This window comes from Alteromonas sp. 4NH20-0104 (assembly GCF_057547795.1).
In genome coordinates this window covers 12,919-28,824 of sequence record NZ_BAAJLP010000007.1, presented here as the reverse complement: position 1 = coordinate 28,824, position 15,906 = coordinate 12,919, and the positions used below count along the sequence as shown (strand labels likewise).

The 15,906-nt window shown below is 49.1% G+C and carries 14 protein-coding genes; 6 read left to right on the top strand and 8 right to left on the bottom strand.

From position 1 onward, the window contains the following. Positions 1-10: 10 nt before the first annotated feature. Positions 11-2,221 (bottom strand): 4-alpha-glucanotransferase, encoded by a 2,211-nt coding sequence (gene malQ, locus AC27IB_RS06725; protein ID WP_487119785.1) that lies wholly within the window; start codon positions 2,219-2,221, stop codon positions 11-13. A 232-nt stretch (positions 2,222-2,453) separates the two neighbouring features. Here malQ and gap point away from each other — a divergent pair, with 232 nt between their 5' ends. Further along, complete coding sequence (gap, locus tag AC27IB_RS06720) at positions 2,454-3,449, top strand: type I glyceraldehyde-3-phosphate dehydrogenase (protein WP_487119783.1); 996 nt, start codon at positions 2,454-2,456, stop codon at positions 3,447-3,449. A gap of 316 nt (positions 3,450-3,765) precedes the next feature. Then, positions 3,766-4,611, top strand: coding sequence for a D-hexose-6-phosphate mutarotase (locus AC27IB_RS06715; RefSeq protein WP_487119781.1), 846 nt, complete (start codon positions 3,766-3,768; stop codon positions 4,609-4,611). 78 nt (positions 4,612-4,689) lie between these two features. Here AC27IB_RS06715 and AC27IB_RS06710 read toward each other — a convergent pair whose 3' ends face one another. Genes AC27IB_RS06710 through zwf form a run of 5 tightly spaced genes read right to left on the bottom strand, consistent with a single transcriptional unit; the run spans position 4,690 to position 10,310 of the window. Continuing rightward, positions 4,690-5,331, bottom strand: a complete 642-nt coding sequence (locus AC27IB_RS06710) for a bifunctional 4-hydroxy-2-oxoglutarate aldolase/2-dehydro-3-deoxy-phosphogluconate aldolase (RefSeq protein ID WP_296044353.1) — start codon at positions 5,329-5,331, stop codon at positions 4,690-4,692. 4 nt (positions 5,332-5,335) lie between these two features. Next, positions 5,336-6,286 carry a glucokinase gene (locus AC27IB_RS06705; protein ID WP_487119779.1) on the bottom strand — a complete coding sequence of 317 codons (951 nt, stop codon included), beginning with the start codon at positions 6,284-6,286 and terminating at the stop codon, positions 5,336-5,338. Continuing rightward, entirely contained in the window at positions 6,283-8,112 is a 1,830-nt protein-coding gene (gene edd / locus AC27IB_RS06700) for a phosphogluconate dehydratase (protein WP_487119777.1), read from the bottom strand. Before edd ends, AC27IB_RS06705 begins: the two co-directional genes overlap by 4 nt. A 9-nt stretch (positions 8,113-8,121) precedes the next feature. Next, positions 8,122-8,814 carry a 6-phosphogluconolactonase gene (gene pgl, locus AC27IB_RS06695; protein ID WP_487119775.1) on the bottom strand — a complete coding sequence of 231 codons (693 nt, stop codon included), beginning with the start codon at positions 8,812-8,814 and terminating at the stop codon, positions 8,122-8,124. A 2-nt stretch (positions 8,815-8,816) separates the two neighbouring features. Beyond that, positions 8,817-10,310: a glucose-6-phosphate dehydrogenase gene (gene zwf, locus AC27IB_RS06690; RefSeq protein ID WP_487119773.1), complete on the bottom strand. Its 1,494-nt coding sequence runs from the start codon at positions 10,308-10,310 to the stop codon at positions 8,817-8,819. A gap of 544 nt (positions 10,311-10,854) precedes the next feature. Between zwf and AC27IB_RS06685 the strand changes: the two genes are divergently transcribed. From AC27IB_RS06685 to AC27IB_RS06675, 3 genes are all read left to right on the top strand, one after another. Continuing rightward, positions 10,855-11,712: a MurR/RpiR family transcriptional regulator gene (locus AC27IB_RS06685; protein WP_296044348.1), complete on the top strand. Its 858-nt coding sequence runs from the start codon at positions 10,855-10,857 to the stop codon at positions 11,710-11,712. 294 nt (positions 11,713-12,006) lie between these two features. Further along, positions 12,007-13,443, top strand: a complete 1,437-nt coding sequence (gene pyk / locus AC27IB_RS06680; protein ID WP_296044347.1) for a pyruvate kinase — start codon at positions 12,007-12,009, stop codon at positions 13,441-13,443. 450 nt (positions 13,444-13,893) lie between these two features. Further along, entirely contained in the window at positions 13,894-14,298 is a 405-nt protein-coding gene (locus AC27IB_RS06675; RefSeq protein ID WP_487119770.1) for a DUF4168 domain-containing protein, read from the top strand. A gap of 71 nt (positions 14,299-14,369) precedes the next feature. Here AC27IB_RS06675 and AC27IB_RS06670 read toward each other — a convergent pair whose 3' ends face one another. Continuing rightward, positions 14,370-14,921 carry an NAD(P)H nitroreductase gene (locus AC27IB_RS06670; RefSeq protein WP_487119768.1) on the bottom strand — a complete coding sequence of 184 codons (552 nt, stop codon included), beginning with the start codon at positions 14,919-14,921 and terminating at the stop codon, positions 14,370-14,372. Between the two features lie 112 nt (positions 14,922-15,033). After that, positions 15,034-15,606, bottom strand: coding sequence for an HvfX family Cu-binding RiPP maturation protein (locus AC27IB_RS06665; protein WP_487119976.1), 573 nt, complete (start codon positions 15,604-15,606; stop codon positions 15,034-15,036). 107 nt (positions 15,607-15,713) lie between these two features. Between AC27IB_RS06665 and AC27IB_RS06660 the strand changes: the two genes are divergently transcribed. Continuing rightward, complete coding sequence (locus tag AC27IB_RS06660) at positions 15,714-15,902, top strand: hypothetical protein (protein ID WP_487119766.1); 189 nt, start codon at positions 15,714-15,716, stop codon at positions 15,900-15,902. The last annotated feature ends 4 nt before the right edge of the window (positions 15,903-15,906 follow it).

Below are 15,906 nucleotides of genomic sequence, written 5' to 3'. Positions count from 1 at the left end.
AGCGGTTAATTTACTGCTCGTCTTCGTTGCGACCAGCGGCCTGGCGACCCGCATCAATGCCGGCGGCCAGAGACTGAATATCCTGATCGGCAAAAATGCTTTCAAGATTGCGTGACAACTTACGTCGCCAGTTAGGATATTCCATAAACGTGCCTGGTATATTGACCGGCTTATCCATTTGTAACCAATCTTCGAGCTGTAGGCTCAGCAACGCACTGCTGCCGTAGGCCATATGCGTCTGCAGTGCAAAGTTAAGCTCTCTGCTCATCCCCGTCACATTGACATCGGTACCTACTTCACTCCCTGCCCGACCGTGGCCGTGCAGCGAATTAAGAATTTCCTGCTTGTCTTCATGACGAGAAGCATACAGGGTTTGTAGCACATCGTCGTCGGTATACAAGCCCAATTGCTTACCCAATTCCAAATCAAGACAGTGCCAGTAACCAATCAGGGTTGGCATATCATGGGTGGTCAGGGTAGACATGCTCTGCTCTGGATAGTGCGCGGGAGAGTAAAAACCACCGTCTTCGGCCTTCTCAAAAAAGAACACCCGGTAGGAATACACGCCGTTGTCGGCCAGTACCTGGCGAATTTCTTCCGGCACGGTACCAAGGTCTTCACCAATCACCAGCGCCTGATGACGATGACTTTCCAGCGCCAGAATGCCCAGCAGGTCTTCCAGCGGATAATAAACATAGCCGCCTTCCTTCGCGTGGTCTCCCTGACAAACCCACCATAAGCGTAACAGCCCCATGGCATGGTCAATTCTCAATGCACCGGACGATTGCATATTGGTGGCAAATAAATCGATGATTGGCTGATAGCCCTGCTGATAGAGGACCTCAGGGTCCATCGGAGGCAAGCCCCAGTTCTGGCCAAGCGGGCCGAGAATATCCGGCGGAGCGCCAACACTGGCTGCGGTACAGTAGAGGTCTTTGTTACCCCAAATTTCGGCACTGCCTTCACTAACGCCCACAGCCAGGTCGCGATAGATCCCTACCGGCATACCTGCAGCGATAGCAGCCTGATTGGCTTTTTCGAGCTGCGCTGCTGCCTGCCACTGCAGGAACATGTAAAACTGCACCCGCTTTTTATGCTTCTTAGCAAACTTCGCTACGGCTTCATTGTGAAAGTCCCGCCAGTTTTCAGGAAAGACCGGCCAGCCCCAGGCTTCTTTCCCATCATTTTGCAGATATTCCTGCATCGCATCATAAGTGGCCTGCATCTGAAGACTTTCGCCACCGGCTTGAATAAACGCTTTAAATTCGCGGTTTTGTTTGGTGTTTTTCTTAAGGTAAGCGGTGTAATACTCATCAAACAAGCGGTTAAGCGCGGCCATTTTAAGGTCTGTGACCAGGCTGTAATCCACATATTCAACGCTTCGGGCCGTTTCCAGCCGGGCCTGGAAGGCCTCATCAGTAACAACCGCTTGCACCGCAGCGCTGTCGTATTCAGGTAATGCGGTTACATCAATGTACAGGAAGTTTAACCAGCGACGGGAAGACGGACCGTAAGGACTGCAGGCTTCGGGATTAGACGGATAAAGTGCATGGATGGGATTGAGGCCGATAAAGCCGGCGCCCTGCTTACCCGCTTTGGTGACAAGCTGGGCCAAATCAGAAAAATCACCAATGCCCCAGTTACTTTCACTACGTAAACAATAAAGCTGAACACTTAAGCCCCATAATTTGTGACCGGCGGTAATCGCCTCCGGCTGATAACAGGCTGTCGGTGCAACAATATATCGCATTTCAGCAATCAGGGTTTGCGCTTCACTCACTGAAAGCTGATGGTAGCCACAGGGCAAATCTTCAGGCAGTGCTATACTGTATTCATGAAATTCCAGTTCTTCCACCACGCCAACATTGAGCAAAGTTTGATCAACTGGTATAACTGTAAAGGTATGGCTCTCACCTTCTTCAAGGTCAAGTTTAACGGTTAACGTCGAATTGACCAAAGCCAGTGGCAACCGCAGCCGAATTTGTTTTTCCTCGGCAGTTCGTTGCACGCAAACCGGATCGAGAGGCTGCGACCATACTGTAGCGATCTCCGTATCGAGCTGTTCAGCTATCACTGATTCGTTACTGATGTCATATCCGAGAGCCTGAAGAAGTTTCGCTTTACTGGTTTCGGAAATTGTCGCTGGGTTTCCCCATGCATCAACGTATTGGGTTTCTACGCCCCGCATTTCGACAAGCTTTTGCAAAACCTGATTAGTCATAGTTGTTCCTGTGTGTGAGGTTTGCCTGATAAGCAAACCGGGTGGCATAGGCCATTTAACAATACTCTACATTATTGTTGAAGATGTTCAGACGTAAAATTGAATACGTTTGCATTGGCATTTCTGTAATTTTGCAACAAAATTAGCATAAAGTTTTGCCTTAGGTGTAGTTTTGATCCATACTTTACGTAATTATTTTTCAATTTATTAACTAACGATACAGAGGCATGTTATGACAATTCGCGTCGGGATCAATGGGTTTGGCCGAATCGGACGGCTCGTAATGCGTGCTGCGCAGAGCAGACAAGACATTGAAATAGTTGCTATTAATGATTTATTGGACCCAGATTACATTGCATACCTGTTAAAATACGATTCAACACATGGCATTTTTGACGCTGACGTAAGCGTTGATAACGGCCATTTGATCGTTAACGGTAAGAAAATCCGTGTTACTTCAGAAAGAGATCCAGCTCAGCTTAAGTGGTCAGAAGTGGATGCCGACGTAGTAGTTGAATCTACCGGCTTATTCCTGACTAAAGAAACGGCCAGCAAGCACATCGAAGCAGGCGCTAAGAAAGTGGTAATGTCAGCACCTTCAAAAGATGACACGCCAATGTTTGTTATGGGTGTAAACCACGACAGCTACGCCGGTGAGAGCATCGTTTCTAACGCATCTTGCACCACTAACTGTCTGGCCCCGGTAGCCAAAGTACTGAACGACAAGTTTGGTATTGTAGACGGTCTGATGACTACTGTTCACGCAACTACTGCAACTCAGAAAACGGTTGACGGCCCATCTCAGAAAGATTGGCGTGGTGGCCGCGGTGCGGGTCAGAACATCATTCCTTCATCAACTGGCGCAGCCAAAGCGGTAGGTAAAGTTATTCCAGCTCTTAACGGTAAGCTGACTGGTATGGCGTTCCGCGTACCTACGCCTAACGTATCTGTGGTTGACTTAACCGTGAACCTGGCCAAGCCAACCAGCTACGAAGCTATCTGTGAAGCCATGAAAGCGGCTTCTGAAGGCGAGCTGAAAGGTGTTCTGGGTTACACTGAAGATGCCGTGGTATCTAACGACTTCGTTGGCGATGCACGCACCAGTGTATTTGATGCGACTGCAGGTATTGCCCTGACCGACACTTTCGTGAAAGTGGTATCCTGGTACGACAACGAATGGGGCTATTCCAACAAGGTACTTGAACTGGTTGCTCACATCAGCAAGTAATCCCTTCTGGTGATGACGAAAAAGGTGCGATTTTTATCGCACCTTTTTTATTTATCAGGCAAGATAAGTATACCCGCGCCACCTCAGAATGATCGACGTCAGGCGGACAGTGCTGGCCACGGCAATGCCAACAACACCGGACAAAGCCGGATAACAACCTTGTTGGCACGGTGACTGACCGGGGCCTTTCACCCGGGCCGCTATTCTGCGTGCTGCGCAGCCAGATGCATTGTGAGATGACGCAGATATCAAAAACAAAAAATGGGGTTAAGTACACACTTAACTGACCAACTGACAGGGTCAAGGGACATCACGAATGAATGACCAATCTTATCAAATAGAAGAGAAAGACGGTAACCGCTTCGTTACGGTGACCAACGCATCAGCCAGTTGTCGCATCAGCCTGTTTGGCGGACACGTGCTGTCGTTTATTCCAAGCCACGATAATCGTGACCGCTTATGGGTCAGCCCGGTCGCAGTGCTTAACGGCGATCGTCCTATCCGTGGTGGAATACCACTGTGCTGGCCCTGGTTTAGTGATGCCCACGGCAAGGCCAAAGGCGAACTGCCTTCGCATGGTTTTCTTCGCACCCAAATGTGGGACATCAGTGAGTTTAGCTGCGATGGTACCCGTTCAGAAATGGTCCTCACACCGGCCTCTACCAAAGGACCAGGCTTTCAGTATGAATGCGCCGTGAAATTGCGTATCAACATTGCCAGTGAGCTTTCGGTGAGCCTTGAAACTACCAGCCTGGAGCAGCAGGAGGCCTTTTCGCTAAATTGTGCCCTGCATAGCTACTTTGATGTCAGTAACATCGCTGACGTGGCACTGGAAGGCCTCAGCGGTGAATATAAGGATAAACTGGAAGACTGGGCGGTAAAGCCAGCACCAGTACCCTATATTTTCACTGGTGAAACCGATCGGATCCATCAGGAAGCGCCAGAAACGCTAACCATCGTCGCCAATCAATCGCCTTACATTACAATTGGCTCTGCGGGTCACGATAGTATTGTCGTATGGAATCCCTGGCAGTCCGCTGCCAGCATGAGCGACATGGATGCCTTTGGTTACAAACAAATGCTGTGTGTGGAAACTGCCGTGACGAATGGCACTACCCTCAACCCCGGTGAGGTTCATAAGCTGACGCAGGTGATTACCTGACAGCCAGGCTGAGATGACAGCCATAAAAAAAAGGGTATGTCTGATGACATACCCTTTTTTGGTATTACAGGGGCTACATTACTTGCTGGCGTTAGCTACCGCTTCTTTTGCCAGTTGAGTAATACGATCCCAGTCACCGTTATTAATGGCATCATCCGGGGCCAGCCACGAACCACCTACACAGCGTACATTAGGTAACGCCAGGTACTCGTTGTAGTTGTTAGGGCCGATGCCACCGGTCGGACAAAATACCGTCTCCGGGAATGGTCCGCTAATCGATTTAATGGCTTTCACGCCACCCGAGGCTTCCGCCGGGAAAAATTTCAGGTAAGTATAGCCTGCATCTTTTGCTTTCATCAGATCAGAGGTTGATGAAATACCTGGGATCAACGGGATTTCAAAATCATGACCCGCTTTTAACAAGTCGTCCGTCATTCCCGGGCTGATAGCAAACTTAGCACCTGCTTCAACAACCTGTTTTAGCTGCTGCGCATTCGTTACGGTGCCGGCACCAATTAACGCATCAGGGACTTCATCTGCAATGCGTTTAATTACGTCCAGCGCGGCTGGGGTACGTAAAGTCACTTCCAGTACTTTAATGCCACCTGCCATTAACGCATGAGCCAGCGGCACCGCTTTTTCAACATCTTCAATAACCAGCACCGGTACTACCGGGCCTGCGGCAAAGATGTCTGCAGGTGAACTTTTCCAATTAGTCATAAAATCAACTCGCAATCTGTTGTTGTAAATACGCTGATGCGCCTAATAAGCCGTGGTCCGGCTCATTAATCAGGTATGTCGGAATATCTTTAACGTAATGTTTCATGCGTCCTTTGGCTTCAAAACGGGCTCTGAAATCGCTGTTAATCAGAAACTCCGTGAAGCGGGTAGCAATACCGCCACCAATAAATACGCCGCCGGTTGTTGCCAGATTCAGCGCCAGGTTACCGGCAAAGCTGCCCATGATCCGACAGAACTGAGTAAGCGCCGATAAACAGATCGCACACTGACCACTTAACGCCTGCTCAGTCACCTGAGCCGGATCGGTAATCGCCGGCTCCACGCCCTGATGCAATGCCAGGGCACGATAGATATTTAATAGTCCGCGTCCGGATAAAACGTCTTCGGCAGAGACTCTGTCCAATTCATTTTGCAGATGACGCCATACCACGATGTCGGTCTCATCCACCGGCGCAAAGTCAACATGGCCGCCTTCACCGTCAAGGGTTTTCCAGCCCTCAGCAGTGTGCATCATATGCTCAACACCTAAACCGGTGCCGGCACCAAATACGGCTACGTTGCCCTTATCAACCGAATGACCGGTACCAATCTGAATAAGCTGCTCATCGCCTAATACCGGCAGTGAATGAGCCACCGCGGTAAAATCGTTGATCACATGTAAATCATGCAGACTAAGCTGCTGCTTTAACGCACGCTGGGAGAAGGTCCAGCTATGATTTGTCATGGCAACTTCATCACCGGTAACCGGACAGGCAATGGCAATACAGCCAGCACTGAAGGTTTCACCGGTATCTGAGAAATACTGTTTCAGAGCAATATCAATACTGGCAAAGTCGTTACAAAGATACTTTTTGATATTGCTCAGGCCGCTTTCGGTTATCGTGGCAACACGAATATTCGTGCCACCTACGTCTGCGACAAACCAGGCGCTCATACATTTTGCTCCTGCGTGTAAAACAGGGTGCAGGCACCCTCTTCTGCACCGGAGATAACACCACGCATACCGCCAAATAATTCGCGGCCCATGCCTTCGTGTTGCAGGGTCAGATCGGCTACTGCTGGTATACGTTGGGCGAGTGTTGCTTCATCTACGTGCAGGCTCAGTGAACCGGTTTTAGTATCCAGTTCAATAATGTCGCCGGTTTCTACTTTTGACAGCAGACCGCCTAAAAAGGCTTCCGGGGTGACATGGATGGCAGCCGGTACTTTACCGGAAGCACCAGACATACGACCGTCGGTAACCAGCGCTACGTTGTAGCCGCGATCCTGCAGCACACCCAGTGGTGGGGTTAAGCGGTGCAGTTCCGGCATACCAATGGCCGCAGGGCCCTGGAAACGTACAACCACAATACAATCTTTATCCAGCTCGCCGGATTTAAACGCGGCATCCAGTTGATACTGATCTTCAAACACCACAGCCGGGGCTTTAAGCTGGCAATGGGGGTTGCGTAAAGCAGAGGTTTTAATCACCGCCCGACCCAGGTTACCTGACAATACATTCAGGCCGCCATCGGGTTTAAACGGCGCTTCAACACTGGCAAAAACTTCAGCATCGTGAGATTTAACCGGACCATCGCGCCAGGTCACTTCACCGTCTTCCAGTGCAGGTTCCTTGGTGTACAGATCCAGTCCATCACCGACGATGGTTTTCACATCGTTATGAATAAGTCCGGCATCGAGTAACTGTTTAAACAGCAGTGCCATACCGCCAGCCGCCACAAAGTGGTTGATGTCGGCAGAGCCGTTCGGGTAAATCCGGGTTAAAAGCGGTACCGCATTAGACAGTTCTGAGAAATCATCCCAGGTCACGATAATGCCAGCAGCGCGCGCTACCGCAATAAGGTGCATGGTGTGGTTGGTTGAACCACCGGTCGCCAGTAACGCTACGATACCGTTTACAATGGCCTTCTCGTCAACAATATGCCCAATTGGCGTATAGTTATCGCCCAGCGCGGTTAAACGGGTTACCTGACGTGAGGCTGCTTTGGTCAGCGCATCACGCATTTCAGTACCCGGATTAACAAAGGAAGAACCCGGTAAATGCAGGCCCATCATTTCTACCACTAACTGGTTACTGTTAGCCGTACCGTAGAAAGTACAGGTTCCGGCTGAGTGGTAAGACTGAGATTCTGCTTCGAGAAGTTTATCGCGACCGACTTTACCTTCGGCAAACGCCTGACGAACCCGGGCTTTTTCTTTATTTGGCAGACCGCTTGGCATTGGGCCTGCTGGTACGAAAATAGTTGGCAGGTGACCGAAGCTCAGCGAGCCCATTAGCAGTCCCGGGACAATTTTGTCACAGATACCCAGCATCATGGCGCCATCGAACATGTTGTGAGACAAGGCTACGGCTGCGGCCTGGGCAATCACGTCACGGCTCATCAGACTCAGTTCCATGCCAGGATTACCCTGGGTAACGCCATCGCACATAGCGGGCACACCGCCAGCAAACTGCGCCACACTGCCCACTTCTTTCACCGCATCCTTGATAATCTGAGGATAGGTTTCATAAGGCTGGTGAGCTGACAGCATATCGTTGTACGAAGAAACAATCGCGATATTGGCTTTTGTCATGCTGCGCAGATCTGATTTGTCACTGGTGTTACAGGCAGCAAATCCGTGCGCTAAGTTACCGCAAGACAACACACCACGGTGTGGACCCTGCCCCCGGGCACGCTCGATTTTTGCCAGATAGGCCTGTCGGCTGGCTTTACTGCGCTCAATAATGCGCTGCGTAACTTCGTTTACCTGTGTATTCATTAATGACTCCTACGGTGCCCATTTCAAGGTCACTTGTGCTGCGTTAATCACAGCAACAATTGGCTTTTCAGTGGCCGTGGCATTGGCAACTGCGTCTTCAAGTACCTGACGTTTTTTATCACCGGTCAGGTGTAGATAGATATTTCGGCTGGCAACAATCGCTGGCAACGTCAGCGACATGCGCTGGTGTGGAGCGGTAGTTGGCTGCGTGGCAATGCACACCCGGCCGCTGTTCATGGCCAGGCCATCTGCCAGTTGCTCACAGCAAGGGAACAATGAAGCAGTGTGGCCATCTTCGCCCATGCCCAGGATCAGCACATCAAATGGCTGAGACATGGCGGCGAGTCGGCTCTCACAAGCAGTGGCCGCGTCGGTAGCATCGGCTTCCGCCGACTTCATTTCAATGAAGCGCGCCGCGCTGGCATTACCCACCAACAGATTTTCTTTTACCAGACGGGTGTTGCTGGCATCACTGCTCTGCTCAACCCAACGTTCATCCACTAAGGATACATCTACCTTAGCCCAGTCGATGTCTTTCTCGCTTAATGCCTTGAACAGCGGTAACGGCGTACGACCACCGCTAACCATCAGGCTTGCCCGACCGCGTTGAGCAATCCCCTCGGCGAGCTTTTCAGCAATCTCCGCGGCAAATTCCTCGTTCAGCGATTCAGCACTTTCATATAATGATTGTGTTAATGGCATAATTATTTTTTCTTTGTGATTTTGCTTTCGTACCAGCTGCGGTCTTCACGCGCCAGCAATCCAATGGAAGCAACAGGGCCCCAGGTACCCGCCTGATATGGCTCTGGCGGCTCATTACTGTTGCGCCATGCAGCCAGGATAGAATCTACCCAGGTCCAGGCTTGTTCAATCTCATCACGACGCACGAACAGCGCCTGATTACCCAGCATCACTTCCAGTAACAGTTTTTCGTAAGCATCCGGAATCCGGTCGTCAGAAAACTCTTCCGAGAAACTCAGGTTAAGTTTGGACTTTTGCAGATCCATAGAGCCTGAGCTGGTTAGTCCCGGTACCTTGTTCATTACGGTGATTTCGACACCTTCATCAGGCTGTAAACGAATAACCAGCTTATTAGGTGGCAGCGCGCTGAAACTTTCAGTAAACAGGTTGTGCGGCTGACGCTTGAAGTAGATAACAACTTCAGACACCTTGGTAGGCAGACGTTTACCAGTGCGCAGATAAAACGGCACACCGGCCCAGCGCCAGTTGTCGATTTCTGCTTTAATCGCTACAAAGGTTTCGGTTTTACTAACAGTATTAGCGTCGTCTTCTTCCAGATACCCGGGCACTTCCTTGCCTTTAACGAAACCGGCCGTGTACTGACCGCGAACGGTCACATCGTTTACGTTGCTGGCATTAATTGGACGTAACGCTTTAAGAACTTTGAGTTTCTCATCACGAATGCTATCGGCGTTCAGGTTCGCAGGCGGCTCCATGGCAACCAGCGACAAAATTTGCAACAGGTGGTTTTGTACCATGTCACGCATTTGACCAGCATCATCGAAATAGCCCCAGCGCCCTTCAATACCGACTGACTCCGACACCGAAATCTGCACATGATCGATGCAGTTGTGATCCCAGTTAGTGGTAAAGATGGAATTTGCAAAGCGCAATGCAATAAGGTTAAGCACCGTTTCTTTACCAAGGTAATGGTCGATACGGTAAATCTGAGTCTCGTTGAAATACTCTGCAACCTGTTCGTTAATGACCTTGGACGATTTCAGGTCATGACCGATGGGCTTTTCCAGTACCAGACGTACACTGGAATCAATAATGTTGCAGCCATGCAGACCACGACAAATGTCACCGTATATCGCCGGCGGCGTAGCCAGATAACACACCATTGTGCGGTCGGGATTTACGTGTGGCTCCAGGGCGGCATAACTGGCGATATCTTTCATATCGATTTGCGCGTACGCCAGTCGGTCTTTAAATTTGCCCCAGGTATCTTCACATACCGTTTCACCAGAAAACTCAGCCAGAGCATTCTTAACTTCTTCTACATAATCTTCGGAACTGAGCTTTTGTCGGGCGACACCGACAATTGTTGTATCGGGATGCAACAACCCTGCTTTTTCGAGTTGATATAAAGACGGCAGCAGTTTGCGTCGAGAAAGGTCGCCTTTGGTACCAAACAACACAAAATCGCAGGCTTCAAAAGAACTATCCATCACCATGAATTTGGCCTTATTTCAATTTATACAGTCGGCTGCTGTGATACAGCATGCCATCGTGGTAATTTGTTGCCATATAGTTAACAACAAATGTAGTAAAATTACAACTTTTGTTTCGCATTTGAATTAACAAAATATTTTCTTTGTGCGTCATTGCCACATCGCAAGCCGGACGCGGACTTAATCGAATAAGTTTAGCTCAAATACAACCAAAGTAGTAATCATTTAAAATGCCCTCAAAGGGCCCTTTTACCTATTCATTTACCGGTTTGAACCGGTCTGATGTTTGATTCAGGGTTCTTCACCTTTTACACTATATATGAAGCAATTAAGGCAAACCCTCCTGTCACTCATCATACAATATTAACTTTCAGCTCTGCCGTTACCCGACGGCGAACCTGACATTTGATCACCCTGAAGATTAATTTCGAGATGAAATACTGCAAATCATGTTAATAAATTACATTTTTCTTGTACGATCTTTCATATTCAGTAGTATAGCGCTTGGGAGAACACACTTTTCACACTCAGTGTTATTGAAAATAATATGAATATTCTAGAGAAAATCACACAGCACAAATCTGCGTTCAGTAAATCGGAGCGAAAGGTGGCAGAAGTGATACTGGCAAATCCTCAATCGGCGATCCATTCCAGTATAGCAACTCTGGCAAAAATGTCAGATGTCAGCGAGCCAACGGTTAATAGATTCTGTCGTCGCCTTGACACCAAAGGCTTTCCGGATTTTAAACTACACCTGGCGCAAAGTCTTGCCAACGGAACACCTTACGTTAACCGGCATGTAGACGAGAACGATGGCCCGGACGAATATACAAATAAGATATTCGAATCCACTATGGCGTCGCTGGAAGTCGCCCGTCAGTCAGTCTGTGTGAACACCGTAAACCGGGTTGTCGACCTGCTCACTCAGGCACAACGTATTTCTTTCTTTGGCCTGGGCGCATCAGCGTCAGTGGCACACGATGCACTGAATAAATTTTTCCGCTTCAATGTGCCGGTGGTTTATTTTGAAGATATTCTGATGCAACGCATGAGCTGCATGAACTGTAGCTCTGGCGACGTGGTTATGTTGTTTTCACACACCGGCCGAACAAAAAGCCTGGTAGAAATTGCTCAGATTGCCAAAGCCAATGATGCCACAGTGGTCGGCATTACGTCGGCCGACAGTCCACTGGCTAATGAGTGTACCTACGTATTGTCGCTGGAAGTGCCTGAAGACACTGACATGTATATGCCCATGGCGTCGCGTATTGCTCAGCTAACCCTTATCGACGTGCTCGCTACCGGTTTTACCTTGCGTCGCGGCAATAAATTTCGTGAAAACCTCAAGCGCGTGAAAGATACTTTGCGTGGTTCGCGGTTTGAAAAGCGCGGCAACGATGCCTGATCGGTAACAGTGGGCAGGCTCACCTGCCCGCTTCTTATCAATTCCTGATAAATTTTTTATTTTTCAATCATTCCCTTCCATTCCCCGCACCAATGCGCTGCATCAGGGCCTGGCGGTTCATTTGTGTTACTTTTTATTGCCACAGCTGTTCAGACCATTATAAAGAATCTTTAATCAACCATTCACAATTTGGTCAAATTCGTCTACTATTTTGTAATTAAATTACGAAATAGATTTTCAGCTATACTTAATCACTGGGTGTCCCACATAAACTATTAACAAGCGATAACAGACATGACTAGAAGAACGAAAATCCTGGCTACACTAGGTCCTGCTACAGACACGCAAGAAAAAATTGAAGCGATTATTGCCGCCGGAGCAAACGTAGTACGCATGAATTTTTCCCATGGCCAGGCCGAAGATCACATTGAGCGCGCCAAGCGTGTCCGCGCTGCCGCCACTAAACTGGGTAAATACGTTGCTATTTTAGGCGACTTGCAAGGACCGAAGATCCGGGTTTCACGTTTTGCCAACGATAAAGTGTTCCTTACTGAAGGCGACCCGTTTGTACTGGATGCAGAACTGGATCGTGACGCCGGTAATGAACAACAGGTTGGTATCGACTATAAGGCACTGCCTGACGACGTCAGCCCGGGCGATATCCTGTTACTGGATGACGGTCGCATACAGCTTCAGGTGACCGGCGTTGAGGGCCGTAAGGTACTCACTAAGGTAACGGTTGGCGGTAAACTGTCTAACAACAAAGGGATTAATCGTCTCGGTGGTGGTTTGTCAGCAGAAGCACTGACTGAAAAAGACAAGCGAGACATTCTGACTGCCGCTGAAATCGGCGTAGATTATCTGGCTGTTTCTTTCCCACGCAGCGGTGCAGATCTGAATTATGCCCGCGAACTGGCTGAAGCCGCTGGTTGTAAAGCCAAAATTTGCGCCAAGGTAGAACGTGCTGAGGCAGTGGCCACCGATGAAGCCATCGATGACATTATCAGTGCCTCTGACGCAGTAATGGTTGCCCGTGGTGATTTGGGTGTTGAAATTGGTGATGCCGAGTTGGTTGGTGTACAGAAAAAGCTGATCGCCCGCTCACGTCAGTTAAATAAAGTAGTCATTACTGCCACTCAGATGATGGAGTCGATGATTGAAAGCCCGATGCCTACTCGTGCAGAAGTGATGGACGTAGCGAACGCCGTACTCGATGGTACCGATGCCGTGATGCTGTCAGCAGAAACCGCCGCGGGCAGCTTTCCGGTAGAAACCGTTAAAGCGATGGCGCGGGTTTGTGAAGGTGCAGAAACCCACCCGAGCGTTAAAATCTCTAAACATCGTATGGACGAACTCTTTGGTTCAGTGCACGAGACTATTGCTTTATCAGCCGTTTATGCCGCTAACCACTTACCGGGCGTAAAGGCTATTGTAGGCTTAACAGAAAGTGGCAGCACGCCGCGTCTGATGTCGCGTATCACCACTACCCTGCCTATTGTTGCTATGTCACGTCACGAAGAAACGCTTAACCTGATGGCGTTATACCGTGGCGTAAAACCGGTTTTCTTTGACTCTCGCGACAGCGCACCAGGTGAGCTGCGTAAAGATGTCGTCGCTCTGCTGAAAGAGAAAAACCTGGTGGAGAACGGTGATATAGTGATCCTGACCCATGGTGACCGCATGGAAACCATCGGCGCCACTGACGCGATAAAAATTATCGTAGTTGAGTAAGACGAGTAAGACGAGTAATATGCTGATGCCGGAAACGCCAATGGCGTTTTCAGGCGTCGCTATTAACTCTACTCCGTAACCATCTAATCCCCTGCCCCGTAACATTTTCAACAATCACCAGAGCACCCGACAACCATTACTCCCCAACATATTCTTGCCAGTTACAGCTTAAGCGACTTGTTAGCGCTTGTAATTATCAACAAAAGTCACCTGCCACTGGCGCTGTCATAAAATTAAAGCCAATGCCCATGTAATTTTGCCTGCCATGCATGCTGTTACCGTGAAAAATTGCGACACATTTAGAAAGCATAACCAGCCTGCGCTTGGAAAATTACGCTAAAAACATAATAAACTATTGTTTATATTGATGAATTACAACCTGGCATAGCACTCGCTTTATACATTATGACATTCCCCGTAATGGGGTCATTCATCAAATTGGAGTGTATTATGACACCACTTGCAAAACTCATTGCCTTAACGCTATCTCTTACCACCGGCGCAGTTTCTTCGGTTTACGCAGCCCAGAAAGTGCAGGACAACGAAAAAGCAATAACTCAAATTCAGACTTCTGTTGAACAACAACCGTTTGATGACTCAACGTTAGAAAAATTTACCGTGGCGATGTATGCAGTACAAGATGTCGCGAAAGCGTTTGAGGTTAAATTACAGCAAGCGCAATCCACCGAAAAACAGCAACAACTGCAAACCAACGCACGTGAGGCGATGGTGGATGAAATAGAACAAGCGGGTCTTGAGGTAAAAACCTATACCACTATCGCTCAGCTGGTGCGTCAGGATGAAGTGCTTCGCCAACGTGTGATGAACATCGTTAACGACCAGGATAATAGCTAGGTTTTTCCTTTTGCAATGCGCCGCCTGTCGGCGGCGCTTTTTCTGTGTAAATGTCTGGGCCAGAGTGGCCGTTATGCGAATACCGTAAAGTAGTCTTGCGGTTCTAATGCAGGCTTAGGTCCGGCGTCCTGTGCTGGCGTACCCAGATATAAGAAGCCAACAATTTCGTTATCGGCAGACACACCCAGCCCTTCTTTTACAATATTGCAATGGGCATATTCGCCGGTGCGCCACATGCCCTGAAAGCCCTGGGCAACAGCCGCCATTTGCATGGCCATCGCCGCACAACTGGCCGAGGCGAACTGTTCTACCTGAGGCACTTTTTCGTGCTCCTGATAGGCCGTTGTGATCACAATAATCATGGGCGCACGGGTGGGTAACTGCGGCGCGCGCTGAATTTCACGCTCCGTTTTATCATTATCAATAGCGGACTGCTCAAACAACGCACCGAGCTTGTTGAGCCCTTCGCCCTCACACACAATAAATCGCCATGGCTTAAGGGCCGCGTGATCCGGCGCTCGCAAAGCTGCGCGTTTAATATTATCCAACGCCTCACCGGCCGGTGCCGGCGAGGTTAATCGGGGCTGTGAGCGACGATTGATAACAAGATCCAGTGCATCCATAGTGCTCTCCTTCTGGCAAAATAATGAGTATACCCGTGCTGATACGGGCTATTTCACAAAAAGACCAGCATACTGACAAGTCGTTTTAGTGCAATCCCTGCAACATAATTTATTAGCGCTTAAAATGCCCCGCGAGATAATAATCAACACTCACATAACGTCCGCCACCAAAGCAAAACAGCACCATGAGCATAATGAAATACGTAGCGGCGAACTCTATCCCGTTATTCAGGATCACAAAGTTACCACTGGACGTCAGCCAGTCGATATAACCGTGCTCGTTGAGAATAGCCTTAGCTGCAGAGAGCTTCTCAGGGGCCGCCATCACCGACTCATTCGTTAACAGCGTACCATCGGCCAGCCAGCTGCCGGCATCGGCGATGGCAGGCCACCCGTGCTGCCAGTGAACGGTAATCATGGCCACCATCATGGTAATCATTAACGGAATGGCGGTTAACCGTGTGGCAAAGCCAAACACCAGAAATACAGCTCCAATAAACTCACTTAGTGCAGCCAGTCCGGCCATCAGGAATGGCAGCGGTAAGCCCAACCCGTAATCCGGATTACCAAACCAGTCTACCGTGCTCTCAAAATTAACCAGTTTCTGCCAGCCCGCCTGCGCCATCACCGGAGCCAGGTATAACCTTGTCAGTAGCAAGGGAATACCGCTCAGGGATGCCGCCATCCCATTTAATTTAGTATTTAACTTACGGATAATTGCGCTCACTCCGGTTTACCTCAATAATGCGAATTACGATAAAGACCGTGAGTTAAGGTTATTTCTTTCAATCAATGAGCCGTTTTTCTCAGTTAATGCAACAAGGCCAGAGTAAGGTAAATTACAGGCAACGTCAGGGGCGCTTGCTGATGACTCTGTCTGATGAACAGCACAAAGCCATCGCGAAATTACTACAACACTGGTTGGATGGCAGTACATCACCATCTACAAAAGAGAATGCCGGCAAAAAGCGTCAGAGATAACGGC